At 59.5% G+C, this 26,471-nt stretch carries 23 protein-coding genes; 11 read left to right on the forward strand and 12 right to left on the reverse strand.

What is annotated here, in order from left to right:
* Window positions 1–45: 45 nt before the first annotated feature.
* Both ACMG4M_RS15905 and ACMG4M_RS15910 read left to right on the forward strand, forming a co-directional pair.
* Window positions 46–999: an aldo/keto reductase gene (locus ACMG4M_RS15905; RefSeq protein ID WP_414430402.1), complete on the forward strand. Its 954-nt coding sequence runs from the start codon at window positions 46–48 to the stop codon at window positions 997–999.
* Between the two features lie 213 nt (window positions 1,000–1,212).
* Window positions 1,213–2,106 (forward strand): haloalkane dehalogenase, encoded by an 894-nt coding sequence (locus ACMG4M_RS15910; RefSeq protein ID WP_414430403.1) that lies wholly within the window; start codon window positions 1,213–1,215, stop codon window positions 2,104–2,106.
* An 87-nt stretch (window positions 2,107–2,193) separates the two neighbouring features.
* On the opposite strand, the gene ACMG4M_RS15915 is transcribed toward ACMG4M_RS15910, so the two are convergent.
* Complete coding sequence (locus ACMG4M_RS15915; protein WP_414430404.1) at window positions 2,194–3,372, reverse strand: GGDEF domain-containing protein; 1,179 nt, start codon at window positions 3,370–3,372, stop codon at window positions 2,194–2,196.
* Between the two features lie 197 nt (window positions 3,373–3,569).
* A complete protein-coding gene (locus ACMG4M_RS15920) occupies window positions 3,570–4,085 on the reverse strand; it encodes a GNAT family N-acetyltransferase (protein WP_414430405.1) in 516 nt (171 codons plus the stop codon).
* A 235-nt stretch (window positions 4,086–4,320) separates the two neighbouring features.
* On the opposite strand from ACMG4M_RS15920, the gene ACMG4M_RS15925 reads away from it, so the two are divergent.
* Window positions 4,321–5,145 carry an arylamine N-acetyltransferase family protein gene (locus ACMG4M_RS15925; RefSeq protein WP_414430406.1) on the forward strand — a complete coding sequence of 275 codons (825 nt, stop codon included), beginning with the start codon at window positions 4,321–4,323 and terminating at the stop codon, window positions 5,143–5,145.
* Window positions 5,146–5,230: 85 nt separating this feature from the next.
* On the opposite strand, the gene ACMG4M_RS15930 is transcribed toward ACMG4M_RS15925, so the two are convergent.
* Together ACMG4M_RS15930 and ACMG4M_RS15935 are read right to left on the reverse strand one after the other, a co-directional pair.
* Window positions 5,231–6,229 (reverse strand): cytochrome d ubiquinol oxidase subunit II, encoded by a 999-nt coding sequence (locus ACMG4M_RS15930; protein ID WP_035245414.1) that lies wholly within the window; start codon window positions 6,227–6,229, stop codon window positions 5,231–5,233.
* Window positions 6,229–7,605, reverse strand: coding sequence for a cytochrome ubiquinol oxidase subunit I (locus ACMG4M_RS15935; RefSeq protein ID WP_035245560.1), 1,377 nt, complete (start codon window positions 7,603–7,605; stop codon window positions 6,229–6,231). The genes ACMG4M_RS15930 and ACMG4M_RS15935 overlap by 1 nt, the downstream gene beginning before the upstream one ends.
* Window positions 7,606–8,000: 395 nt before the next feature.
* Here ACMG4M_RS15935 and ACMG4M_RS15940 point away from each other — a divergent pair, with 395 nt between their 5' ends.
* From ACMG4M_RS15940 to ACMG4M_RS15950, 3 genes are all read left to right on the forward strand, one after another.
* A complete protein-coding gene (locus tag ACMG4M_RS15940; RefSeq protein ID WP_035245417.1) occupies window positions 8,001–9,194 on the forward strand; it encodes a tyrosine-type recombinase/integrase in 1,194 nt (397 codons plus the stop codon).
* Window positions 9,195–9,247: 53 nt separating this feature from the next.
* Window positions 9,248–9,730 (forward strand): nucleoside deaminase, encoded by a 483-nt coding sequence (locus ACMG4M_RS15945; RefSeq protein ID WP_272963429.1) that lies wholly within the window; start codon window positions 9,248–9,250, stop codon window positions 9,728–9,730.
* 131 nt (window positions 9,731–9,861) lie between these two features.
* Window positions 9,862–11,319, forward strand: coding sequence for a protein adenylyltransferase SelO (locus tag ACMG4M_RS15950; RefSeq protein ID WP_414430407.1), 1,458 nt, complete (start codon window positions 9,862–9,864; stop codon window positions 11,317–11,319).
* 128 nt (window positions 11,320–11,447) lie between these two features.
* Here ACMG4M_RS15950 and ACMG4M_RS15955 read toward each other — a convergent pair whose 3' ends face one another.
* Window positions 11,448–12,119, reverse strand: coding sequence for a hypothetical protein (locus tag ACMG4M_RS15955; RefSeq protein WP_414430408.1), 672 nt, complete (start codon window positions 12,117–12,119; stop codon window positions 11,448–11,450).
* A 444-nt stretch (window positions 12,120–12,563) separates the two neighbouring features.
* Between ACMG4M_RS15955 and ACMG4M_RS15960 the strand changes: the two genes are divergently transcribed.
* On the forward strand, window positions 12,564–14,750 hold the full coding sequence (locus ACMG4M_RS15960) for a hypothetical protein (protein WP_414430409.1): 2,187 nt from the start codon (window positions 12,564–12,566) through the stop codon (window positions 14,748–14,750).
* Window positions 14,751–14,807: 57 nt separating this feature from the next.
* Here ACMG4M_RS15960 and yghU read toward each other — a convergent pair whose 3' ends face one another.
* From yghU to ACMG4M_RS15975, 3 genes are all read right to left on the reverse strand, one after another.
* Entirely contained in the window at window positions 14,808–15,680 is an 873-nt protein-coding gene (gene yghU, locus ACMG4M_RS15965) for a glutathione-dependent disulfide-bond oxidoreductase (protein WP_273010188.1), read from the reverse strand.
* A gap of 104 nt (window positions 15,681–15,784) precedes the next feature.
* On the reverse strand, window positions 15,785–17,575 hold the full coding sequence (locus ACMG4M_RS15970) for an ABCB family ABC transporter ATP-binding protein/permease (protein WP_414430410.1): 1,791 nt from the start codon (window positions 17,573–17,575) through the stop codon (window positions 15,785–15,787).
* 326 nt (window positions 17,576–17,901) lie between these two features.
* Window positions 17,902–18,858, reverse strand: a complete 957-nt coding sequence (locus ACMG4M_RS15975; RefSeq protein WP_414430411.1) for an MBL fold metallo-hydrolase — start codon at window positions 18,856–18,858, stop codon at window positions 17,902–17,904.
* A gap of 239 nt (window positions 18,859–19,097) precedes the next feature.
* Here ACMG4M_RS15975 and ACMG4M_RS15980 point away from each other — a divergent pair, with 239 nt between their 5' ends.
* Window positions 19,098–19,499, forward strand: a complete 402-nt coding sequence (locus ACMG4M_RS15980) for an MAPEG family protein (RefSeq protein WP_035245434.1) — start codon at window positions 19,098–19,100, stop codon at window positions 19,497–19,499.
* Window positions 19,500–19,626: 127 nt separating this feature from the next.
* On the opposite strand, the gene ACMG4M_RS15985 is transcribed toward ACMG4M_RS15980, so the two are convergent.
* Both ACMG4M_RS15985 and ACMG4M_RS15990 read right to left on the reverse strand, forming a co-directional pair.
* Window positions 19,627–20,985: an amidohydrolase gene (locus ACMG4M_RS15985; protein ID WP_414430412.1), complete on the reverse strand. Its 1,359-nt coding sequence runs from the start codon at window positions 20,983–20,985 to the stop codon at window positions 19,627–19,629.
* A 568-nt stretch (window positions 20,986–21,553) separates the two neighbouring features.
* A complete protein-coding gene (locus ACMG4M_RS15990) occupies window positions 21,554–22,630 on the reverse strand; it encodes an AraC family transcriptional regulator (RefSeq protein ID WP_272961627.1) in 1,077 nt (358 codons plus the stop codon).
* A gap of 109 nt (window positions 22,631–22,739) precedes the next feature.
* On the opposite strand from ACMG4M_RS15990, the gene ACMG4M_RS15995 reads away from it, so the two are divergent.
* On the forward strand, window positions 22,740–23,645 hold the full coding sequence (locus ACMG4M_RS15995; protein ID WP_084573393.1) for a metal-dependent hydrolase: 906 nt from the start codon (window positions 22,740–22,742) through the stop codon (window positions 23,643–23,645).
* A 113-nt stretch (window positions 23,646–23,758) separates the two neighbouring features.
* Here ACMG4M_RS15995 and ACMG4M_RS16000 read toward each other — a convergent pair whose 3' ends face one another.
* Window positions 23,759–24,304, reverse strand: a complete 546-nt coding sequence (locus ACMG4M_RS16000; protein WP_414430413.1) for a TetR/AcrR family transcriptional regulator — start codon at window positions 24,302–24,304, stop codon at window positions 23,759–23,761.
* 97 nt (window positions 24,305–24,401) lie between these two features.
* Between ACMG4M_RS16000 and ACMG4M_RS16005 the strand changes: the two genes are divergently transcribed.
* Window positions 24,402–25,352: an alpha/beta hydrolase gene (locus tag ACMG4M_RS16005; RefSeq protein WP_414430414.1), complete on the forward strand. Its 951-nt coding sequence runs from the start codon at window positions 24,402–24,404 to the stop codon at window positions 25,350–25,352.
* Between the two features lie 90 nt (window positions 25,353–25,442).
* Here the strand turns inward: ACMG4M_RS16005 and ACMG4M_RS16010 are convergent, their stop codons facing one another.
* Window positions 25,443–25,865, reverse strand: coding sequence for a helix-turn-helix domain-containing protein (locus ACMG4M_RS16010; RefSeq protein WP_414430415.1), 423 nt, complete (start codon window positions 25,863–25,865; stop codon window positions 25,443–25,445).
* A gap of 63 nt (window positions 25,866–25,928) precedes the next feature.
* Between ACMG4M_RS16010 and ACMG4M_RS16015 the strand changes: the two genes are divergently transcribed.
* Window positions 25,929–26,429, forward strand: a complete 501-nt coding sequence (locus tag ACMG4M_RS16015) for a DUF2938 domain-containing protein (RefSeq protein WP_414430416.1) — start codon at window positions 25,929–25,931, stop codon at window positions 26,427–26,429.
* The last annotated feature ends 42 nt before the right edge of the window (window positions 26,430–26,471 follow it).

Raw genomic sequence — 26,471 nt, forward strand, 5'->3', positions numbered from 1 at the left:
CCAAAAGCGACCGGGACTATCACACAGCATCTACAGGAGCAGGTGATGAAAACACTGACATTCCCCAACGGCGACACCATGCCGCAACTGGGCCTGGGTACCTGGAAATCCCAGCCCGGCGAGGTCTACGAGGCCGTGAAGGCGGCCATCGAGATGGGTTACCGGCACATCGATTGTGCCCATATTTACGGCAACGAGGACGAAATCGGCCAGGCACTGCAGGATGTGTTCGCCGCCGGCACAGTGCAGCGCGAGGACCTGTGGATCACCTCCAAGCTGTGGAACAGCGACCATGCGCCGGAGGATGTGCAGCCGGCCCTGGAAACCACCCTGAACAATCTGAAGCTGGATTATCTCGACCTGTATCTGATGCACTGGCCGGTGGCCCTGAAGAAAGGTGTGCCCTTTCCCCAGTCCGGCGATGACATGGTGTCCTTGAACGACCTTCCCGTGGCGACCACCTGGGCAGCGATGGAAGCGCTGGTGGATAACAACCTGACCCGGCAGATCGGTGTCTCCAATTTCAGCGTGAAAAAGCTGGAAGACCTGGTCGGCAAGGCGCGGTTGAAACCGGCCATGAACCAGATCGAGTTGCACCCCTATCTACAGCAGACCGTCATGCTGCGCTTCTGCCAGCAACAGGGCATCCACCTGACTGCCTACTCACCGCTGGGCTCCTCCGATCGCCCGGACGGCCTCAAGGCCGTGGACGAACCGGTGCTGCTGGAAGACCCGATCATTCATGACATCGCCGGCAACCACAGCGCCAGCCCGGCACAGGTGCTGATCGCCTGGGCCTTGCAGCGCGGCACCGCGGTGATCCCGAAATCGGTGAATCCACAACGGCTGCAACAGAACCTGGCCGCCGCGGATCTGACTCTCAGCGAGGACGACATGAACGCCATCGCCGAGCTGGATCGCCACCGCCGCTACGTCGACGGCGGCTTCTGGGCACAGCCGGGCAGTGATTACAGCCTGGAAGGTCTCTGGGACGAGTAAACTCCCAACCCTGGCAAAACCGTAGGGTGCCACTGAGCCTAAGGCGAACTGCACCGTAACCACCGTGGACATGGTGCAGTTCGCCTTAGGCTCAGTGCACCCTACGCAAACGCCGCCCCTTCTCATTCCTTCACGCCCTTTGGCCCGGGAAGACATGGTCATCAGCGGTCGGGAACGGCCATCCTTGGGACTTCATTTTCATCAGGATGCCCCATGGATTTTCTGCGCACCCCGGATTCGCGTTTCGAACGACTGCTGGACTACCCTTTCGAGCCCAACTACACGGACGTGGGTGGCCTGCGCATGCATTATCTGGATGAAGGCCCGGCGGATGCCAGGCCGGTGCTGATGATGCATGGTGAGCCGTCCTGGTCGTACCTGTATCGGCACATGATTCCGATCTGCGCCGCCGCCGGCCACCGGGTGGTCGCCCCGGACCTGATCGGTTTCGGTAAATCCGACAAGCCCACCGACATCAACGCCTACAGCTACCAGAGCCACATGGACTGGATGCAATCCTGGCTGGAGCAACTGGACCTGCATGACATTACCCTGGTCTGCCAGGACTGGGGCTCACTGCTGGGGTTGCGCCTGGCGGCGGAAAACCCGGAGCGCTTCCGGGCCATCGTGGTGGGTAACGGCATGCTGCCCACCGGCGATCTGAAAGTCCCCAAAGCCTTTACACTGTGGAAAAATTTCGCGCTCTACAGCCCGGTATTCCCCATCGCCCGCATCATCGGCAGTGGCACCTTCAAGAAGCTGGGGCCTGATGAGCGACGGGCCTACGATGCGCCCTTCCCGGGCAAAAAGTACAAGGCCGGCGCCCGGGCGTTTCCCAAGCTGGTGCCGGTGACCCCGGATGATCCGGCCAGCGATGCCAACCGCAAGGCCTGGAAGGTGCTGGAGCAATGGGACAAACCGTTCCTGACCACCTTCAGCAATGGCGACCCGATCACCCGAGGTGGCGACAAGTACATGCAGGAACGCATCCCCGGCGCCAAGGGACAGCCTCACCGGACCCTGGTGGGCGGTCACTTTCTTCAGGAGGATTCGCCGGTGCAGTTTGCCCGGGCCGTGAATGCGTTGATTGCCGGGCTGGAGTCGTAGCTTGTTGGAGCCTTGCTCGCAAGGCGAAGGGGTATCTGGTCGCTTCGCCTTGCAAGCAAGGCTCCAACGAATACCTACCGCTATCTCTCAGGCTGTCGCCGCTTGCTGCGGCAAAGACCAGAATGCCATCCGGTTGCGGCCCGCTTCTTTGGCCTGATAGAGCGCCTGATCCGCCCGGGTGAAGAGCTGCTCCTCACCCAGGGTGGCGCCAGTGCCGGAACAGGTAACACCAAAGCTGGCGCTGACATGGAACGGCGCCTGCCCCTCCACCTCTACCGGTGTATCGCAGAGCCTTTGTCGGCAACGCTCAATCACCTTGGCGGCACCCTGCTGATCCGTTTCCGGCATCAGCAACATGAATTCCTCGCCACCGATGCGGCCAATACGATCGGTTTCGCGCAGACACTCACGTAACACCCGGGCCACCATCAATAGCACCTTGTCCCCGGTAGCGTGCCCGTAGCGATCATTAATCTGTTTGAAATGATCCAGATCCATCACGCAGACCGACACCGGGCTGCCGCTGCGGCGACTGCGGGCCAGCTCGTAGCTGAATTGGTCGAACAGGGCGCGGCGATTGTCGAGGCCGGTGAGCGGGTCGGTCACCGCCAGGGCCCGGATCTGCTTTTCACGAATCTGCCAGCGCCGCAGCAACACATAGGTGAAGCCGAACACCATGGCCAGAAACGGCGTGGCAAAGGCGATCATGCTGTTGACCCAGTACACGGAGACCAGATCCTTGGTCACTGGGTCCGCCTTGAGCATAGGGGCGTACTGTAATTTTCCCTGCACGATCAGCGCATAGATGGCCAGTACCATCACGGTGTGAATCACCAGGCTGCAGGTGACCCGCTTGAAATCAAAAAGAATAAAGCCGGTGAGCGGCGAGCCCACCAGCACCAGGCCCACGATCGGGTTATACAACCCCATTACATAACCAATGCCGAGAAAGGAAAAACCGAAGAAATGGATGCACACATTGGGGTAGGCCACCGAGTGACGCTTGGTCTTGTGCAGGGCCATTCCCCAACAGCTCAGCAACAACCAGCCGATCACGTTGAAAAGGAAAATATCCCGGGCCAGCCCGGCCCCTTCCACAGACAGGAATTGCTCACCGAAACGGGTGTAGTTCACCGTGAACAGCAGCCAACCGAGAAACCCTAGCATCAGCAGGCCGGTGAGCACCGACAGCAACAGGCTCTTGTCCCGATCGCTCCAGTCGAGCAGATCGGTGATGGGCAGCGGATTGCGGTCAACCGCTGGCATGGCATGAGTTCTCATTCATACCGGAATTATGTCACAGGGCCGATCCCGCTGAGTGAAATCTGATCAACGCTGGTGCCCCGGCTGCCACCAGTGGTCGGAAATACTGCACGGCATTTTCACTGTTCTGGTGCAGACCGGGACGCAGGCAAGCCTCATCATAGAGTGTGATTGCATCGGCACCAGGTGGGGCTCAGCAATCAGGGGCGAGTACGGGTCATCAGCAGGGCCGGCCCGTCCGGTGTCTTCACCACCTGGCGGGCAACAAAACCGGCGTTGCGAAAACAGTGGATGGCGCGAAGGTTATCCGGCGCCGGATCGGCGATGACTTCTGTTACCTGGGGATCATCAAACAGCCGATCCACAAAGGCACTCACCGCCGAGCTGCCCAGGCCATGATCCAGGTGGCTCTCGCTGGCGAGAAACACATCCACCCCACGCACACCCGGGTCATCAATTTCCAGCCACCAGCCTTCATGGTGATGCTCGATGGGCGCATAACGCTGAATGAACCCCAGCGGCTCGTCATCCAGGCGGATAAAGAAAAACATGGCGCCACCAAAGCAGCGCTGGGCCGGATGGTAATCGCGAATCACCTCTTCAAGACTGCGCTGCGGCCCCCACCAGCGGCTGACATGCTCGCGACCCAGCCAGTCATGCAACACCGGCAGGCTCGCGTCGGTGAGCGGCGTAAAGGTGAGCCTGTCCGTTGCCACTGAGACTTTCATAACGTTACGTCACTGCCTCCCTGCCTGCCCCCTGTATAGAAATATCTATACGCCTCCCACAAGAGTAGCCAGCATCCATGTTGGTAACTGCCATCGGTTTATCGTTTTCATTCATTCGACACAAAGGTCGATATGGTTAATTAAATAGCGAATTTCACTCTTTACATCAACCTGAGTTGAGGTTTTATGCTTGACTCTCCTTTTTCCGACAGGGACCCATACCATGGCGCTGGATATTGATGCCTACCTGCAGCGAATCGGCTACCAGGGAGACAAGACGCCTACCCTGAATACCCTCAAGGCCCTGCAACGCTTACACCTGCAGGCCATCGCCTTCGAGAACCTGAACCCGCTGCTGGGGCTCCCTGTGACACTGGACAGCCAGGTCCTGATGGACAAGCTGGTTGTTCAGCGGCGAGGCGGATACTGTTTCGAGAATAACCTGCTGTTTCTGGAAATCCTGACTGGGCTGGGATTTCAGGCACGCGGCATCACCGGGCGGGTCTACTGGAACCAGCCCGACGATGCCTGGCCACCACGCTCGCATATGCTGCTACTGGTGACGATTGACGGCGAAGAGTATCTCAGCGATGTGGGGTTCGGCGGCATGACTCCGACGGCCCCGTTGAAGCTCCATGCCCGTCATCCACAAAGCACACCGCTGGAGCCTTTTCGGGTGGAGGCGCATCAGGATCATTACAGCCTGTGGGTACAGCTCGGGGAACAGTGGCGATTGCTTTATCGTTTCGACCTGATGCAACAGGGTGCCGTGGATTTCGAGATGGCCAACTGGTATGTGGCCTGCCACCCACAATCCAAATTCGTGAACAATCTGATTGCGGTGCGCACTGGCGAAGACCGCCGCCACACACTGCTGAACGATCTTTATACAGTTCGCTTTCCGGATGGCAGCAGTGAAAAGCAGACGCTGGGTTCGGCAGCTGAGTTATGGGAATTACTGGAAGGGGTATTTGCCATCAATATGGCGGGGATTGACAGGAAGAAACTGGAAAAAGCCCTGAAAGAGAAATCACTTTTCCAGCAATGAAACAAGAATCAAACGCTTCGCCTTGCAAGCAAGGCTCCAACGACATAACTCACCGCTGTTGGAGCCTTGCTCGCAAGGCGAATCGCTACTCGTAACTCAGATGAGTCGCTTTGCCCCGGAACACCCGATAGATAAAGATCGTGTAGCCCAGAATCATCGGCAAGGCGATGATGGCACCCCAAAAAGTAAACAGCAGGGACTCCGTGGCCGACGCTGCTTCCCAAATGGAAATCTGCCCCAACACGATATCAGGGAACAGGCTGTAGGCCAGTCCGATACTCGCCAGCACGCTCACTACCATCAAGGCGACAAACGCCAGCCAGCCATAGCCATTGTGCAGGATCTGTTTACTGTTGAAGATCCAGACCAGCGCCACATAGGCCAGCGCTGTGGTGATCGGAATAGGCATCAGACCGATGGCGTTAGGCAGGGTGAACCATTTGTCAGCGATGGCGCTGCTTACCAACGGGGTAGCGATGGAAATCAGCAGCAGAAAACCGCCCATGGGCCATACCGCCATTCGCCCCCAGCGTACCGCCTTGTTGAACAGCTCACCCTCGGTCTTGATCAGCAGCCAGGCGGCGCCAAGCATGATGTACAGGGATGGCAACGCCACCGCGATCAGTGCAGCGAACAGGGTGCTGGTGGCATCACCGGTGAGCCCGGTGACAAAGGCGCCCAGCATCCAGCCCTGACAGACCGATGCGACCAGGGAACCGAACGCAAACAGACGGTTCCATTTCGCCTTGTGCTTGTCGCCGGCCTTGACCCGGAAATCGAACGATACCCCGCGCAGAATCAGCCCCATCAGCATCAGTGTCACCGGCAGGTACAAGGAGGTGAGCACGATGGAATGCGCCTGCGGGAAGGCAATCAGCAAGATACCCACGCCCAGTACGATCCAGGTTTCATTGGCATCCCAGAACGGCCCGATGGCCGCCACCATCACATCCTTTTCGTCATCGCTGGCGAAGGGCAGCAACATGCCGATGCCCAGATCGTAGCCATCGAGAACCACATAGATAAGCAGTGCCAGCCCCATGGCGCCAGCAAAGAACAACGGAAGCCAGTATCCCAGATCCATCACGCTTCTCCTTCGGCAGTTTCCGCGTCGTTCATGGCCCGTTGCTGAGGCGTCAGCGTCAGGGAACGTGCCGGCTTGGTGGCCATATAACGCAGGGTGGCGATGTAGGACACCAGCAAGAACAGGTACAGCAATACATAGCCGAACAGTGTGCCTGCAACAGTGGCACTACTGTGATCCGCCACCACATCGGCGGTTCGTAGCAGCCCATCCACCACCCAGGGCTGACGGCCGATTTCGGTGACATACCAACCCGCCAGCACCGCGATCCAGCCAGAGAATGTCATCACCGACAGGGCACGCAACAGCCAGGTCTGTGTCTCGCGACTTTCATCCCGGTTGCGGAATAACCGCCAGGCGGACCACCAGCCCACTAACACCATCAGCATGCCAATGCCGACCATCACCCGGAACGCCCAGAACACCGGCGCCACCGGTGGGGTTTCCCCCTCGAACTCATTCAGACCGAGCACTTCGCCGTCCCACTCATGGGTGAGGATGAGGCTGGCCAGGTTGGGCACTTTGATGGCCATGTGCGTGGTCTTTTCTTCCTCATCGGGAAAGCCGAACAGCGTCAGGGGGGCCCCTTTTTCCGTTTCCCAGATACCTTCCATGGCGGCGATCTTGGCGGGCTGGTGCTCCAGGGTGTTGAGCCCGTGCAAGTCACCGATAAATACCTGCAGCGGCGCCAGCACTGCAGCCATCAGCGCACCGGTGCGCATCACCTTCCAGGTGGCCGGGCCATCCACGCCGCGCATGGCCCGCCAGGCGCTGATACCCATGATCAGGAAAGCCGCAGTCAACAGCGACGCCGTGAACATATGAGCGAAGCGATAGGGGAAAGACGGGTTGAAGATGACTTCCCACCAGCTTTCCACGAAGAACACGCCGTCTTCAATGCGATAGCCTGTCGGCGTCTGCATCCAGGAATTGAGGCTGAGGATCCAGAATGCAGAGAACGAAGTTCCCACGGCCACCAGGGCGGTGGCAATCAGGTGGGTACGATTGGATACCCGGTCCTTGCCGAACAGCATAATGCCCAGAAAAGAGGCCTCCAGGAAAAAGGCAGTGAGCACTTCATACCCCAGCAACGGCCCGGCGATATTGCCGGCACGCTCCATAAACCCGGGCCAGTTGGTGCCGAACTGGAAACTCATGGTGATACCGGACACCACCCCCAGCGCGAAACTCAGAGCAAAGATCTTTACCCAGAAGAAGTAGGCATACTCCCAGGCCTTGTCACCAGAAAAGGTGTAGCGCAACCGGAAATAGAACAGCACCCAGCACAGGCCGATGGTGATGGTGGGAAACAGGATATGGAAACTGATATTGGCCGCGAACTGCAGCCGGGCAAGCAAGAACGGATCGAACTCCACGGGCGCAACCTCCACATGACAGGCCTGCGAACAGGATTCATAATTTTCTCTAGGCTAGCACATCAGTATTACGGCGGCGTGTGACAAATTGCCCTAGGTCAACCGCCTGCTAAATAACAGCCTGGGGAACGGTGTTCCCCCTGACAATACGCCAACAAACGCTGAAACCCAGCATTATCCCCAGACGCAGCAGAATAGCGCGAACCCCGTCATTTGATGGAACAGGCCCCATAAGGCTGTAAAACCGTCATGCCATCAACACCACGACCCCTCTCTCGTTCAACGGCAGTTACCGCACAGCAATTGAACGCACTGGCAAAGCTGAGTAGCTTATTGTCTGTAATCCCTGCATCGTTTTTGCGCGATGCTGACAATAACCTGACCTGCAGCGAGCCATGGCCCTGACTTCCGCGGATGTCCGCAACGCCGAAACCCTAAAAAAAGACTACAAGCTCCGGGACGACAAGGGGCTTTACCTGCTGGTAGAGACCAATGGCAGCCGTACCTGGAAATTCAGCTATCGGTTCGATGGCCGCAGCAAAGTCATCACCCTGGGCCCCTGCCCCGAGGTCACCCTGGCCTTTGCCCGCCAGCTTCGTGACGAAGCCCGGGAGCTGATCGCCGACGGCACTGATCCGCTCACCCGTTGCGAAAAACGCGAAGTGTTCAGCCCCTCGGTGGAAACCTTCGAGGCGGTGGCGCGGGACTGGCTGGAACGGGTCTACCGCTTTGAGGTCTCGGAAGAACAGTTCCGTCGCACCAAGCGACAGATGGAAAACTACCTGATTTCCAGCATTGGCAAGCGGGTGGTCAGCGAAGTGACCCCGGAGGATCTGAAATCCCTGGCGGCCGCCCTGGGCGCCGAAGGCCATCTGGACAAGGGCAAGCGGGTACTGGGTATCGCCAAACGGGTCTACGGCCATGCCCGCGATACCGGCGTGGCCGGCTTCCAGCAGACCGGTGCCCTGCGGCGCCGACTTACCGGTTCCGGCACCGAGCCGGAATTCCTGCTCAGCACCCGTGAGCAACTCTTCAATCTGGCCAGTGGCGTGCTCGGACAGTGGAGCCGCACCACCACCACCGCGGCGCTCAAGCTGACTGTCTGGCTGCTGGCCCGACCCAGCGAGATCGTCAACGCACGCTGGTCGGACATGGATCTGGATGCCGGCGAATGGCGCATCCGCCGCAAAAATCCGGACAGCCCGGACGGCAACAAGATCATTACCGTGCCCCTGCCCCGCCAGGCGGTGGAGCTATTGCGGGAGATGGAACCGATCACCGGCCGCCAGGAATATATCTTCCCCGGCACCCGCGATCGCAAGAAGCACCTGGGCGCCAGCACTCTCACCGGCGCCCTGAAAAAAGTGACCCGCACGACACCGGTCTCCACCGACAACCTGCGCACCCTGGCTGCCACTGCGCTGGGCGAGCTGGGCTACCAGGCGGAACAGATCCAGTCACAGTTGCTCAACCAGACCGGCGACGAACAGAGCGACCGTCAGCTCTATCAGGAAAAACGCCGGGAAATGCTGCAGGCCTGGGCGGACTATCTGGATAACACTGTCATCGGCAAGGTAACACGTCGCTAAGCGTTACAAAGAACCATGCCGACGCTGGCATCCAATAGCTCGGAGCCGCCACCATGGAACCGTTTGATAATCACCAAAACCTGATCCAGACGGTCCTCACTCTCTCCGAGGAGAATGTGCGTCACGGCCTTGGCGGGCCCTTTGCTGCACTGGTGGTCAAAAATGGCGCCATCATTGGTCAGGGCTGCAATCGGGTAACGGACCAGCATGACCCCACCGCCCACGCGGAAATGGAAGCCATTCGCGCCGCCTGCCGCCAGCTGGGTAGCCACCAGCTGCATGGCTGTGTGATCTACAGCAGTTGCGAGCCCTGCCCCATGTGTCTGGGCGCCATCTACTGGGCCCGGCCGGACAAGCTGTTCTATCTCAACAGCCAGGCCGATGCGGCTCGTATCGGTTTTGATGATCAGTTCATCTACCAGGAGCTGGCTCGACCGGTCGCGCAACGCCAGCTGACCACCGAACAACTTGATCACCCGCGCCGGCTGGCCGCCTTCGAGTTATGGCAGGCCAGCAGCGACCGGGAAGACTACTAGGCAGTCTCTGTTCGATTGTGGGAATGCTGGCGGTTTTTCAGGAAGTGCCTGGCCACCAATACAGCACACCGAATGACCCCGCCCGATCCCTCCTGTTAACCTGTACGCCCATGGTTTGCAGAGCGCCCACAATGACCCGCCCCGACGGTTTCCAGTTCGACAACAGCTACACCCACCTGCCGGAAGACCTGTTTTCCCGCTGCCCCCTGCAGCCAGTGAAGGCGCCACAGATGGTGTTGTTCAACCGGGCTCTGGCCGGGGAACTGGGGCTAGACGGCGAGGCACTGGACAGCCCGGCCGGGGCTGCGATTCTGGCAGGTAATGAGCAGATCGACGGCAGCGACCCGATCGCCCAGGCCTACGCGGGCCACCAGTTCGGCAACCTGACCATGCTGGGCGATGGCCGCGCCATTCTGCTCGGTGAGCAGCTCACCCCGGACGGCGCGCGCCGGGACATCCAGCTCAAGGGCGGCGGCCGCACGGTGTTTTCCCGGGGCGGCGATGGCCGCGCGGCACTCGGGCCCATGTTGCGCGAATACATCATCAGCGAGGCCATGCATGGCCTGGGTATTCCCACCACCCGCAGCCTGGCGGTGGTAGCCACCGGTGAGTCGGTATTACGGGAAACCGCCTTGCCCGGCGCCATTCTCACCCGGGTAGCGGCATCGCACCTGCGGGTGGGCACCTTCCAGTACGCCGCCGGCCGACAAAACCCGGCGCTGCTGGAAGCACTGGTGGATTACACCCTGAACCGCCACTACCCGGATCGACAACCCGCCGACAACCCGGCCCTGACCCTGCTGGATGCGGTCATGGACAGCCAGGTGGATCTGATCGTCCACTGGATGCGGGTGGGTTTTATTCACGGCGTACTCAATACCGACAACGTGACCCTCAGTGGCGAGAGCATCGATTACGGTCCCTGTGCTTTCATGGACAGTTTTGACCCGGACACCGTATTCAGCTCCATCGACCACCAGGGCCGCTACGCCTACGGCAACCAGCCCACCATCACCCAGTGGAACCTGAGCCGCTTCGCGGAAACCCTGCTACCGATGATCGACGAGGATGTGGACAGCGCCATCGAAAAAGCCACCGCCATCATCAAGTCTTTCAGCGAACGCTACAGCGAAAAATGGCTGGCAATGATGAAGAAAAAGCTGGGGTTGTTCGGTGATGACCCGGTGGATGAAAAACTGATTACCGATCTGCTTGAATGGATGAAGGTGAACCAGGCGGATTACACCAATACCTTCCGCGATATCACCGGCGAACACTTTCCCGCCGGTGGTTTTTACCAGGATGACGCCTTCATCAATTGGCACCAGCGCTGGCAAGCCCGCCTGGGTCGCAACTCCAAACCCCTCAAGTCGTCCCTGTGCCTGATGCGCAATCACAACCCGGCGGTGATCCCCCGCAACCATCGCGTGGCAGAAGCCTTAACGGCGGCGGAACAGGGTGACCTGGCTGTCACCACAGCACTGCTGAACGCACTGGCCGACCCCTATGCCGATCGCGACCCGGACGACAGCTATCGACAGCCGCCGGCCCCGGAGGAGCGGGTCTGCCAGACTTTTTGCGGAACCTGATAACCGGCTGACCCAACCATGGATTGCCCCGCCCCGCAAAAGACTCCGCAGGAGCGACGCTATTCGCTGCGGGCCGGTCTGCGGTCTTTGCTACGCACCCAGGGCAATACTTGAGTCACCACCTCAGCTCAGGAAACCGATGAGACATTCACGGCGAAACCACTGCGCTGCCATAGCCATGCCACCCTCAGGGTATGCAGATTGATCAACACCGCCAGAGCCCATTCAAAGCCGTCATCCATGGTGTCGTAGTGCTCGGGCCAGATCACCCCCAGTATCAGCGACGCTATTCCCACCAACAGGGTAAAACCCCATAACCGCAGCAGCGAGTTCCCCGCTGCTGACATCGGACTGTGCCGCAGGGACACGCTCAGCCCCAGCTGGGCCAGAAACGTGAGGCCGAAAAATCCCACCACGCCGATCCGGCGCAGCAGGTAAGGGGTATCTCCCGCATGGCCAAGGACCACCGTATAGAGCGCCAGCGGCAGCGCCGCCAGCATCCCCAGCCACCACCAGATTTTTGGCTCCACCTGCATGTGGCGCAGCCAGTGACGGTTGGCCCACCAGAACAGCATCATGCAGACGCAGGCCGGCAACATGCCGGCCTTGAAAACGAAATAGGCGGTACCGGAACGGGACGCCCGGGAAATACTGGTGCAGCCCTCGAACCAGGGCAGACACCAGGGCACCAGCTGCTCACTGGCAGACAACAAATAACAGACATGCATAGTCGCCAGCGGCAACAAGGCGGTGGCCCAGGCCAGGGGGGACAAGCGAACCGGCGTCGATGGCATCGTCATGGCGCCAGCGTAGCGCAAGACAACGCACCCTCACACCTTGCGCACAGCCCCCAACCGCAACGCCCTGCGTAGGGTGCACTGAGCCCAGGCGAACTGCACCATCCAGCACGCAAGCGGTGCACGCCACCAAGTCTCTCCCCCCTGCTCAACAGGCAACTTGTACGACTCACCGGGCAGGTAGACAGGGAAACAATTCCATTACAAAACATCGCAGTAAATGGCTATAAAAACGTTTTCTTAAGAACAGAATAAAACCAGTCATAAAAACACAGTTAGGCAGTGGCAACCTCCCTACAGTCACCCATCAGCATCGCGATAACGCGCTCTCTGTTCGCTATGCCCTGTGACATCTCAAGCCCCTGACAGGCGGGCTCTTCTTCAGCCATGAAAGAGACACATGGCACATCCGGTTGCCCCGTCGCTGTCACCCATAGGCGGACAATAATGATGAAAAAACAGTACGCATCCATCGCCAGCCTGGCACTGCTTGTTACCGCCTGCGGTGGCGGCGGCAGCTCTGGTAGCGTGTCGCAGACGCCTGGCTCGACCCCGCAATCCCCCACCCCCAATCAGCCCGTGCCACCGCCCGACATGCCGGTGGACTGCCAGCGGAACAGCTGGGTGGCAGGCACCACAGAACTGTGCGACGGCACACTCATTTACCGTGACTATGTCTATGATGACTACGGCGCGGATACCGGCCTGGTGGGCCTGTCGCCCCTGACCGTGATGAATCTGCTGTCACGGGGTGGCGGCGTGTTCAATCCGATTGCCAACACCCCCGGGCTGCTGTCTCCCACTGCGGGCGATCAACGCTACCCTGCCGGCATGGAAAACACCGCTGACCTGGTTTCGCTGGCACTGGCTCTGGATGGCGATGAACTGTCTGTTCGCTTCGAGCTGAATACACTTTATGGCAGTGATGACAGCCTCGCCGTCATCGCCATTGATACTGACAATGACAGCAGTACCGGTGGTGGCGTCTGGCCGGGCCTGGGCATTCGCAGTGACGGCTGGGATGAGATCTATACCTTCGCTGAAGGCGACCCGATCAATAACATTATTGCTGGTCGAATTCCTGCGCCAGAAACCGAACAGTGGCGCATTCAGGCTGTGGTGGCGCAGCACGACGGCACGGTGATGAATGTGGCTTTCCGTGGCCCCGATGAATCCGCCCGTGCGGCTTCTATCCCGGAACAGATTCTTCCAGACGCGGGCAATTTCTGGGAAGACAAACAGTCCCAGGCGCTCGGCAGCGGCGACATTTCCGTTTTCGGGGACGTGGTTTCACGCAGTGATCTGGAAAACCGCATCACCCGCCCTGCGGAGTCCGTCACCGGTTTTCAGCAGCGCGTTTACACCTCCCAATACACGCTTCCTCCCGGTGAAGGGGTCTCGCTGCGGGGCGTCCCCGGCCGCCAGGGTGATACCGGCCTGCCCTGCGACCAGTATTTTCATTACCTGGGGAAATACCAGCCCTACGGTTTTTATGTGCCGGAGCAGGACGGCCCCCACGAGCTGCAGCTGGTACTGCACGGCTGCGAAGCCAACCACGCCAGCCAGATCAACCAGAGCAATTTCCAGACCTCTTTCGCCGATGCCAACAACCGCATTCTGGCCGCCCCCCTGGGCCGCGGGCCGCGGGGTTTCTATACCGGGCTCTCGGAGCGTGATGTGCTGGATGTTCGCGCGGACGTGGAAGAACACTACCCGATCGACAGCCGCAAGGTGCTGGTGAGCGGCTACTCCATGGGCGGCTATGGCACGCTGAGAATGGCGGCACTGTATCCACAGGATTACGCTGCCGGTGTGAACTGGGTGGGCTTTACCGGCAGCCTGCTGAACCTGCCATTGGAAAGAACATTACTCGACTCTTTGACGGATCTCACCGGCATTGAGCTACTGGATGCCCCCTTGTCTGTATTCCAGGAACTGCAGCAGGAGTTCAGCATTGGTGCGGAAGACAACGTGCTGGATTACCTGGGAAATCTGGAGCATATCCCGGTGGCCAATGCCTACAGTGCGGCCGATGAAATCGTGCATGTCACTACGGCTCTGGCACTACAGGAAAAATATGTCGCCGGAAATTCAGACTATGTGTTCTACCTCCATCTACCTGCGGAGCACCTGACCTATATCCTGCTGGATGAATGGCAGAAGATGGCCAATTACAGCGCCAACCGTGTGGCCGTTAGCCGGCCGAGCACGGTCAGTTACTACTACGATCCGGCACAGGCCTACCCGGAATATGCCATTGATCACAATCACGCTTACTGGGTCAGCAACATTCTCAATCGCTCCACCGAGCCCAGCCAGATTTCACTGCAAAGCGATGGCTGCGGCACACCGCAGATGGATCGCCAGTTCACCTCAGGAGCTGGCACTTACCCGATACCCTGGGTAAGCACGCAACGGACATTGAGCAGCGATTCCTTGCTACCAGGCGGCAACACCCTGTCCGGATCGCTGGAGAACATTCATCACATGACCATTGATGTTACCGATAGCTGCCTTTCAGGCGCCATCAATCTGGACATCGACAGTGACGGTAGCAGCACCCTGGCATTCAGCGATGGCAGAGAGGTAGACCTGGTTCAGGGACGCAACCAGCTTTTCGTGAACCCGCTATAAACTGATGAAACCGAAAGCCCCGGCGACGGGGCTTTCGCCATGCCTGGCATGGCCCGGTTATTGATTCGCTTGCAGTTTATCCAGCGTACGCAATTCGAAGTCGCTGGCGTCATGCCGCTCCCACAGTTGGCTGGAAGGATCACCCCAGGCCCGGTTGACTTTACGGCCACGTTCCACCGCTGGGCGCTTGCTGATCTGCTCGGTCCAGCGCAGCACATTCTTGTAGGTGTGCGCCTCAATAAATTCCGCCGCTTCATACACCTTGTTGGTCACCAGGGCGCCATACCAGGGCCAGATGGCCATGTCGGCAATGGTGTACTCGTCGCCAGCGATGTAGTCGTTTTCCGCCAGCTGACGATCCAGTACATCCAGCTGCCGTTTGATCTCCATGGTGTAGCGATTGATCGGGTATTCGTACTTTTCCGGGGCGTAGGCATAGAAATGACCGAAGCCGCCACCCAGCAGCGGCGCACTGCCCATTTGCCAGAACAGCCAGCTGAGCGCTTCGGTACGTTTGCCCGGGTCCGTGGGCAGGAATTCGCCAAACTTTTCTGCCAGGTAAAGCAGGATATTGCCGGACTCGAACACCCGGCGTGGCGGGGTAACGCTGTGATCCATCAAGGCGGGAATTTTAGAGTTGGGATTCACCTCCACAAAGCCGCTGCCAAACTGGTCGCCATTCTGGATATTGATCAGCCAGGCATCGTATTCCGCATCCTTGTGGCCTTTCTCAAGAAGCTCTTCGAGCATCACCGTGACCTTTACCCCGTTGGGGGTGGCCAGGGAGTAAAGCTGCAGGGGATGCTTGCCCACTTGCAGGGCCTTGTCATGGGTGGGCCCGGCGATAGGGCGGTTGATATTGGCAAAGGCGCCGCCATTGGCCTGGTCCCACTTCCAGACACGGGGTGGGGTGTAGGTGGGGTCAGACATAGTTGCTCCCGATCGATGACAGGCATGGCCTGTGCACGTTGAATGTTGCCTCATCATGGCCAGCCCGGGCGCCGGGAACAAGCTGAAAAAAATGAACAAACGCTTCAGATTAATCGATCGATCGACCCACTCTCATGCTGCTGCACTTCCCACAGGTGCGCATACAAACCGCCCCGGCCCAGCAACTCAGCATGGCTGCCCTGCTCTGCCACCTGGCCGTTGTCCAGCACGATGATGCGATCCGCATCCATGATGGTGGACAGGCGGTGGGCAATCACCAGGGTGGTCTGCTGGTGAGAGATGTCGCTAATTGCCTTGAGGATGATCTTTTCCGAGTGGCTGTCCAGGGATGATGTGGCTTCGTCGAACACCATGATCGGCGGATGCTTGAGCAATGCCCGGGCGATGGACACCCGCTGCTTTTCGCCGCCGGAAAGTTTCAGGCCCCGCTCGCCCACCACGGTGTTTTCTCCCTTCGGCAGTGAAGCGATGAAGTCGGACAGATAGGCCAGACGAATCGCCTCGCGCACCTCCTCGTCGCTGGCATCAATGCGACCGTAGCGGACATTCTCGAAGATGCTGGTGTTGAACAGCACGGTATCCTGGGGCACCACGCCAATCTGCTGACGCAGGGAGGTCTGGCTGACCTGACGAATCGACTGGCCATCGATGGTGATATCGCCACTACTGACGTCATAGAACCGGAACAGCAGCTTGAACAAGGTGGATTTACCCGCCCCGCTGCTGCCCACAATCGCCACCTTCTGTCTGGATGGCACGGTAAAGCTGACGCCACGAATAATCTTCCGGGTATCGCCATAACCGAAGTGCACATCATGAAAGCGGATCTCGCCATCGCCCACGGCCAGTTCGGTAGCGCCTTCGCGATCCACCACACCGGGCTCTACGTCCATCACCGCAAACATGTTTTCAATGTTGGTCATGGCACCCTTCATTTCCCGGTAAACAAAGCCGAGAAAATTCAGCGGCATGAACACCTGCATCATGAAGGCATTGATCAGCACGAAATCACCCAGAGTCATTACCTTGTCGGTAACCTGCACCGCAGCCATTATCATCGCGGCTGTGACAGCGGCAGCAATAATCAAAGACTGACCGGCATTGAGAGCAAACAGTGACAGCCGGTTTTTACCCCGTGCCAGCTCCCAGCGCTCCAGGTTCTCGTCATAGTGGCGGGCTTCAAATTCTTCGTTGGTGAAATATTTCACCGTTTCATAGTTAAGCAGGCTGTCGATGGCGCGGGTGCTGCTGGACGATTCCGCCTGATTGGCCTCACGAATAAAGGCCAACCGCCATTCGGTGGCAAAAATGGAGAATCCCACATAGGCCACCACCGCTACCGCCACGATCAGTGCGAACCAGGCATCGTAATTCCACAGCAACAACCCGATCACCATGCCGATTTCCAACAGGGTGGGCAGAATGTTGAACACCATGAAACGCAGCAGAAAGCTGATGCCGTTGGTGCCCCGCTCAATATCACGGGACAGCCCGCCGGTGCGGCGATTGAGATGAAAATCCAGATCCAGGGCATGCAGATGCCGAAATACCTTCAGACCGATTCGTCGCATGGCCCGCTCGGTGACACGACCGAACAGGGTGTCGCGCAGCTCACCGAACAGGACATTGGAGAAACGCACCACCCCATAGGCCAGCAACAGACCCAGCGGCAGGGTAATCAACTCACTGGCGTCGTTGGCATCCAGCCCGTCAACGATGTGCTTGAGAATAAACGGCAACCCCACGCTGGCCAGCTTGGCCAGCACCAGGCAGACCACCGCCAGGGCAATGCGGGTACGGAATTCCAGCAGATAGGGAAACAGGGTTTTCAGCACAGACCAGTCGATGGGCTTGGGGGTAACGTCCTGGCTCATACCGCGCATAAAAAGGCCTGTCTTGAAGAAAAGAGCCCGCAGTATAACAACATGGCGGGCAATCATCGGATGACCGAAAACCTGAGAAGCCGATTACCGTTAAAGATACTGAATCGCGGGCCAGCCTTTCTGTAGGAGCTTAGCGTAGCGGAGCAACGGTCGCAGACCGACCCGCAGGGTGAGCGAAGCGAATAACGTCGCTGGTGGCGCGATTGCTGGCTTCGTGCACCCTGGCGGTTGTTACCTTCACTTGGTTCCGGTTCGCGCAGCCAGCGACGCTCCTACAAGCAATGTGAGGCGACCTATGCAGCCATGCATACCGGCTTTCATCGCCGGGACTGCATCCACACCGCCAGGCCCTGGCTGTTGAGCTGGATATCCAGCCCCAGCACCGCCTCCAGCTGCTCGTCTGACATCTCGCAGCCGTGTTCACGGGCGCAGCCAAACAAGTACTCACTCATGGCCGCCATCAACGCCTTTTCCAGCGCATCACCGTCGGCGGTTGCCGCCACGGTTTCCGCCAGCGCCACATAGTCGTCCACCATTGTCAGCAAGCGCTCGCCCAGCGGTTGCGGGTTTTCCACCATGCTGTAATGGGTGAGATAGATCCGTTTCGGCTCTAGCGCCAGCAGCTTGCGGATGGAGGCCTTCAATGCCGGCGGATCAAACTGCACCGGCGTGGTGGTCGGGCAGATAAAGGGCCCCTTGGCGGTGGTCAGCGGCGGATAGGACAAGCCAAAGGTGTCGCCGGTGAAAATGCCACGGGACCTGGGGTCATACACGCAAAAATGATGGCGGGCATGCCCGGGGGTATCGATGAAAACCAGCTTTCGATCGCCCACGGTGGCCTCATCGCCGTCGTCCATGGTGCGCACCCGGCGCTCATCCACGGGAATGATATCGCCGTAGATCTCGGCAAACTGGGCCTCACCGTATACCGCTGTGGCACCGGCCTTGAGCTTTGCCGGATCAATCATGTGGCGGGCGCCACGGGGATGGACCAGCAGGGTCGCCGCGGGCAGCGCCTGCATCAGGCCACCGACGCCACCGGCGTGATCCAGATGCACATGCGTCGGAATCACGTATTTCACCTTTGCCAGATCAATCTTGCGCTCTTTGAGCAGCGCAAGAATGGTCGGCACGGTGTTGTGGGTACCGGTTTCGATAATGGCGTATTCATCACCGCCGCCCAGCAGATAACAGGCCGCCAGCCCTTCGTGCACCATGGCCGTATCGATACGGGTAATGTGCTGGCCGAGGTCGTCAAAAGTCTGGAACGTCATGCGTGGCTCCTGAGGTCGCTGAGTCCAACGACTATAGGCCACGCAACCGGGGGCAGCCACCCGACCTTTGGTCAGACAGCCTGCCGTTTCAAGCGGGGACACGCTCCCTCTTTGAGTGCTGATTGGAGACAGGCAAGCAGACCCTGACGTTGCTGGTGGCAGCGGGAAACGCCGGGCTTCACGTCCTCTTGCCCTGCCACTGACCACGCTGAGGGTTTATGCGCTAAAAGGGCCCACCCATGACCGGAATGACTGCACTACTGATTTACATCGTCTGGACGCTGATTCTGGCACTGAGCTACGCCACCTATCGGCTGCCACTGGTACTCACCGGCAAGAAGGCCGCGAATCATTGGGAGCGAGGCAAGGCGGTTGATGACCCGGCCATCCTGGTTCGTGCCAAGGCGGCACATCTCAATTGCCTGGAGAACCTGCCGCTGTTTGCGGCCCTGGTGTTGGTGGCAGCGGCCACCGGCCAGAGCGATACAGTCAACGCACTAGCAGGCTTTATTGTGGCGGCACGCATCGGACAAAGCCTGGTGCATCTGATCGGCACAAGCTTCCCGCTGGTATTCATTCGCGCCAGCCTGTTCCTGGCCCAGGTGGCCCTGATGCTGTATCTGGCCTTCGCCTTGATGTAACCCCTTCAATCGGGGACACGCACAAATCGACTCAATCCATGCGTGTCCCTGATTGCTGTGTTCTTCCCTGCAAACAAAAACAGCGGCCCAGGCCGCTGTTTTTGTATCAGCACAACGTGCGTCGAACTTAGTCGGCGTTGCCGGCAAGAAAGGCATCCAGCAACAAGGCGCTGTTGGCCTGCACGGCAGTCGTAATTGCCAGGCCCGGATTTTCGATGCGGAATTTCGGGTTGTGATTGAGTGGCGGCAGTTCGCCGGTGCTCATGTACTTCTTCATCACATCCGGGGCGCCGCCCCCCACTTCCACAAACAGTGTCTCGGCATCTTCAATGCCTGCTACCAGCATGGGGAAATCCTCGGAACCCATCACCGGCGGAATGCCCGGCATGATCCGTTTTTTCCCCAGAGCCCCTACCAGGGTGGCATTGGCTTTCTCCGCCAGGGCCGGTTCGTTGATCACCGGTTCTGCATATCCCAGCATGGTGATGGTGGGCTTGCGCTCCTCCGGCACACCCGCTGCCACGGCAATGCCCTGGGTTTCGCGCTCGATGGCATCCAGCATGGTCTGACGCACGCCTTTGTCGAACCAGCGCAGGTTCAGCTTCAAGGTGCCGGTTTCCGGAATCACGTTATGGGTTTCACCCACCTGCATGGCGCCCACCGTCAGCACTGCCGGATCCTGGGCCGGGATATTGCGGCTGACAATAGTCTGGTAGGCCATCACCGCCCGCGCGCCCATGACCACCGGATCAATGGTGCCTTCCGGGCGAGAGCCGTGGCCACCGATACCGGTAAGATGTACATCCAGCTGATCACTACCGGCCATGCGACGGCCCGCTTTCACCGCCACCGTGCCCGCCGGCCACACCGGGTACACGTGGGCGGAAATCAGCAGGGAGGGCTTGGGCACCTTGTCATAGAGGCCGTCATCCACCATGGCCTGAGCGCCGGCGATCAGCTCTTCCGCCGGCTGGCCCACCAGCACCAGAGTGCCGGACCAGGCATCGCGGGTTTCCATCATCACCTTGGCGATGCCCAGTAACCAGGCGGTATGGGAATCGTGGCCACAGGCATGGGACACATAGCGGGTGCTGCCGTCATCCAGCTCCACCTGCTTCTTGCTGGCATAGGACAGGCCGCTCTCCTCTTTCACCGGCAAGGCATCCATGTCACTGCGGAACATGATCACCGGGCCATCACCGTTTTTCAGCACCGCCGCCAGGCCGGTTTCCGCAATGCCGGTATGCACCTGGTAACCCAGTTTCTTCAGACGCTTGGCCACCAGCGCAGAGGTATCGTGCAGGTCGAAGGCCAGCTCCGGGTTGGCGTGCAACTGACGGAACACCTTTTCCAGTTCCGGCTGCTGGTCTGCAGCCAGCTTGCCTACCTTTTCGCTCAGCGACGTGGGAATAGCGGCCTGTGCCAGGCCGCAGGCCATCACTGCGCCAGCCAGAAGGCTGCTGCGCAGCCCATTGATGAATGACATGTGCCCTCCCGTTATTTTTTTGGAATTAAGTTCCATTAATTGATCACAGGATGGGGGAACGGGTCAAGCACAGACTCCTCAGGCCTGTTCATGGCTGTTCGCTTTGCCAACAAAGTTGCAATGGTGTGGCTGGATCGCTTGGCGCAATCAATGGGCTGCAGCCCCTGTCGCGATCAGCCCAGTAGCGGGGCCGGTAACTGCATTGGCAACGGCCTGGCATCCTGGATCGGCCCATGAAAATACATGGACCCCAGATCCGCCAGGGAACCTACGCACAACATACATTCACCTGCGGCTGACGCAGAACTTTCCACATAACGCACCCGGTGGCTCGCCTGCCCCCGGTTGCTGGAATACTGCAGCCTCCGATTGGCACGCTTTGTTTCTTTATCGTCCGGCTTCATCGTCAATTAATCCACGTAAGCGCGACATCTGTGTCGCCCTGGTTCCAGAAAAGCCACAAGATCACCCACTACCGCCTCTGGCCTGTGGATAGCCAAACTTATCTTCCACTCACAGTCCAGTCGGTGCCACGCACAATGTTTGCTGACAAGGGAGCGCAACGCGCTCAGTGGCCAATCTGGCGCTTGCGCCATTCCCTGGGAGACAGGCCCGTCCACGCCTTGAAGGCGCGGGTGAAATTGGCAGGGTCGCCATAGCCAAGTGCCTCACCAATGCGGCCGATTTCCAAGTCAGGGTCGGCCAGCATCTGACAGCTGTCCCGGCGCCGAGCGGCTTCCAGCAGCTGCTGATAACTGTAGCCCTGTTCCTGCAGGCGCCGCCGCAGGGTGCGGGGCGTCAGGTGCAGGCTATCGGCCAGAGCCTCCGGAGATGGGTACCCGTCAGCGCCCAGTACCAGAGCGGCACGAGCACGGCGCAAGGTGTCATCGGCGTCATCCACCAGCGCACTTTCCCGTTCACACTGGGCCAGCGCCAGAGTAAGGGCCTCCGGGTTGGCGGTGGGTAGGGGCTGATCCAGCAACGCGATATCTCCCGCCAGGGAAATACCGGCCTGCGGCATCCCGAAACGCACTGTCGGCAGCCGACTTCGCCAGCGATCAAACCCCGACGGCTCCTCGCCATACAGCCAGATTTGCCGTTGCTCGGGCAGCTGCGGTATCAGAAACTCTATGCCGCGATACATGCTGGTCAGCATGGAGCTCATCAGCATGTCGCGCAGGGCATCCGGGGCGGAAAGCTCCAGCACCAACTCCATGAACAGGCGATCCTCGCTCTCGCTCACCATCAACTGCGCCCCGCGCCCGCGCAGATGCCAGAAGCGCTCCAGAATGGCGATGGCCTCCCGAGGAGTACCGGCACACATCAGCGCATACCCCAGGTTGCCATGGGCGGTGAGGGGCATGCGGTCGCCGGAGGCAAATCCCAGACTGCCATTACCACTGAGTGATAGTGCCGCCGCCCCCAGCTTCCAGGTATCGTGCAACGACAACCGCCCGGCCGGATCGTCGATCTGGCCGGGAGTAATACCGGCAACCTGCAACAACTGCTCCCGCGAGGCGCCACTGTCTATCGCCGCCTCCATAAAGGCACGTGGATAGGTAGCGGCCTGATTGCGTTGTCGTACCCAGGCCGGAAACGATGCCAGTTGTTGTGTGGTTGCTGTCAGAAGTCCGCTTTGCGGCATTTGGCCACCGATGACAAGTACAATGTCCGTGCAGAATCTCACGCCCCCTGCCCGTTCACCAGTACCGTATGAGCCATATTGAACAAATACCTCAACGAGGAGTTCTGACATGAATGCTGTGGTCCCTGTTCGCTCGGGCAAGGCTAAGGCTCGCAAAGGCCTCAACGGCTCCCTGCGCACCCTGGCCGGCAAAAGCCCCAAGGACATGATTCCCAAGGTTCGCCGTCCCCAGTTCGCCTTCAGCGAGGCGCAAGACATACCGCGCTACTGGTGGGACAACGATCCGGTGAAAACCCTGCTGCTGGCTGCCATGTCCGCCAGTTTCCCGCCCGGTGAGCGCTTTTTCATTGATTCGGTGCGTCACTACCAGGATCAGATTACCGACCCGGAACTGAAGAAAGCCATCAAGGGCTTTATCGGCCAGGAAGCGCACCACTCCCGCGAGCATGAATTGATGAACGGCTTCCTGCAGGAACGCGGCGTGGATCTGGCACGGCTGGAGCAGGAAATCCTGGGTTTCATGAATCTGCTGCGCAAACATCTGAGCCCGGAACGTCAACTCGCCCACACCGTCGCGGTGGAACATTTCACTGCGTTGATGGCTGAAGAATTCCTGCTCAAGTACGACGCTCTGGAACAGATGGATCCACGCATTGCCCCTGTCTGGGCCTGGCATGCCATCGAGGAATCCGAGCACAAGGCGGTGGCCTTTGACGTTTACAAAGCCATAGGCGGCAGCGAATTCACCCGCGTCACCGAAATGATGATCGTCAGCGTGCTGTTCCCGGTATTCTCTGCCGTGCACCTGGTGCAACTGATGAAAGAAGACGGCCAGCTGGGCAACATGAAATCCTGGCTCGGCGCCGTGAACTACATGTGGGGCCGCCCCGGGGTGTTCCGCAAGCTGCTGCCCTCCTACTTCAAGTTCTACAGCCCCAACTTCCACCCGTGGGATCACGACGCCCGCGGCCTGGTGGAGAAAGCGAAAAAGAAATGGCTGGGCGACTGGGGCTGATTATTCAGCAAGTGAAAACAGAAAGCCCCGCTCAAACGGGGCTTTCTTTTTCAGGGGGAGCAAGCATACGGCGCCTCTGTGTTTTCTATTGCTCCCTCTAGAGTCAGGCCGAGCTAGGCGGGTAATGCGCTCTCGGTAAACCACTGCAGGATGGCCTCGCGCTGGCGCTCACTGTGCGGATGGGCCAGCAACCCCTCCACCAGAAAGGTACCCACTGTCGCCAGCATGGCCGCGCGTTCCTTGGCGACACCATCCGCTTGCAGGGTATGGATCACCGCCGCCTCCACAAAGCGGTGAAACTGGTCATGCCATTCCCGGATCACCTCGGACTGTTCCAGCCGGGCATGCACCGTGGCCACCAACTCGCGACTCTGATCGAACTCCCGCAACGCCCAGGCCATCTTCTCCTTCAAGGGTTTGTCCACGATGGTCGGCAGGCGGACCAGGGTCTGTGACATCTGCCGGTTGAGCACACCCACCAACAGTTCGTCCTTACTGGCGTAGTACCAGTACAGGGTATTCGGGGCGACTCCCAGCTCCCGGGCAATCCGGTTCATGGATGTACCATCGTAGCCCAGTGACAGGAAAAGCCGGGATGCTGTGCTCTCCAGCTCATCCCGCTTTACCTTGAGATCAATATCGCGCTTGTTCTTGGCCAAGGGGCCCTCTCCCATAGTCTGTCCGGTCATCTTGTATGGTATTCAAGAATGCTACGCTTTGCTCTTGAATGTCATACAAGACGACCGGAGCCTAACCATGGACACCCTGCGACACAGCCCCCGAGACCTGACCTGCAACAGCCAGCGAACCGGCTTTTACTCAGGCGGAACCTGGTGTGCGGCTACCCTGCACCGGCCTGCCAGGGCTGCGGCAGAGAGACTGCCGGCCATCCTCATGCTGCACGGCTGGGGCGGGATTCAGGATGCGTTAACGGTGTCCTACTACGAGGAATTTACCCGTGCGGGTTACGCGGTGATGACTTTTGATTATCGCGGCTGGGGCGACAGTGCCGGTATGCCGCGACACGTGATATCCGCCCGCCAACGGGTAGCCGATGGCGACGCCGCCCTGGCCTTCCTGAAAAGCCAACCGGGCATCGACCCCCGTCGCATCGTGCTGTGGGGGTCGTCCTTTGGTGGCGGCCATGCGGTGGAGCTGGCCGCCGAACATCCGGAACTGGCCGGGGCCATTGCCCAGGTCCCCATGCTCGATGGCATGGCCGCGGTGCGCGCCGTCCCCCTGCCACGACTGCTGCGCTTTGGGCTCTACGCCATGGCCGACCTGCTCAAGCCGGGCCAGCCGATCTACCTGCCCGTGGTCAGTGAACCCGGGGCGTTTTCCTCCATGGACCGGGACGATGCCGGCAAGGCACTACAACTGGCCGAAACCAGCATCGGGCGTCGCTACGACAACCGCGTAGCGGCCCGCTCCATGATGACCATGGGCCCCTACCGTCCTTTCAAGCGCCTCAAGGACATCCGCATCCCGACTCTGCTGCTCGGTGCCAGCCAGGATTCCGTCGCCCCCTTTACGGAAAGTACCCTTCGCAAGGTAAACAACCCCAACCTGACCATCACCAGCATTGAAGCCAATCACTTCGAACCCTATTTCGAACCGGCATTCAGCGGCGTGATACGCCAGCAACTGATGTTTCTGGAAGGACTGGACGGCTTTGCGCAGGAGGCAGATCAAAGGCAGAGTGCCTGACAGTGAAACGTTGAGCCGCTGACGCCACTCTCGTGGCGTCATACCCGTCCAGGTCGATCTGCACGCTTGCCGGCTCTTTGTTTTCCCTTTTTATATGTCCTGACTGCCTCGTTGTTTCTCCACTTTCATCCGTGCCGACGCAATGTTCATCAAACGCCGGAACTGTACGCATTCAAGGTGACTGGGCGCCGGGCATTTTGCCGCATGGCGCAGGCCGTCACGCATGGCAGACAGTTTGCGGATGGTGTCATCCAGCGCATCGGCTTTTGCCGACAAGGCATGCCGGTCGATGCTGGGCTCGCCGCCGGCATCGAACATTTCGCCAATTTCATCCAGCGTGAATCCCGCTGCCCGCCCCAGGGCGATCAAAGCCAGCTGATCCAGCACTCGCGGGGCAAATATCCGCTTTAGCCCTCTGCGACCGGTGGAGAGGATCAGCCCTTTCTCTTCGTAATATCGCAGCGCCGACGCCGGCACGCCGGACCGGCGCACCACTTCGGTAATATCCAACACGACCTTGACCTCAAGCCAGCTTCAAGTTGCAGATTATCATCAAAGTCATCTTGAGGAAGCCCCATGGATAACGTCACTGAGTTCCTGAGCAGCATCATTGTCATCGGGATTTGCGCCACCCTGGTCATGGACGCCTGGAGCTGGCTACGCCAGCCCATACTGGGAGTCGCTCCACCCAACTACGCCATGGTTGGCCGCTGGTTGCTGCATATGCGCCACGGGCAATTCCGCCACACCGCCATTGCCACCTCTCCCGCCATGCCCGGTGAAAAGGCCACAGGCTGGCTGGCCCATTATCTTACCGGCCTGGCCTTCGCGGGGATTCTGCTGGGTATAGGAGGGCAAAGCTGGATCGACCAGCCCACCCTGGTGCCGGCGTTGCTGGTTGGCATCGGCACTGTTGCCGCGCCGTTTCTGTTGATGCAGCCGGGCATGGGCGCCGGCATTGCGGCCTCCCGCATGCCGGCCCCCAACGCTGCCCGCCTGCAAAGTCTGCTGACCCATGCCGTATTCGGCCTGGGCCTGTATCTGGGTGGCTGGGTGTCACAGGGGATACTGGGTTGATGATCACGCTGACATGACACCCGGCGATAGTAACCATTGGCC

This window comes from Alcanivorax sp. IL3 (assembly GCF_047495465.1).
Classification (GTDB): domain Bacteria; phylum Pseudomonadota; class Gammaproteobacteria; order Pseudomonadales; family Alcanivoracaceae; genus Alcanivorax; species Alcanivorax jadensis.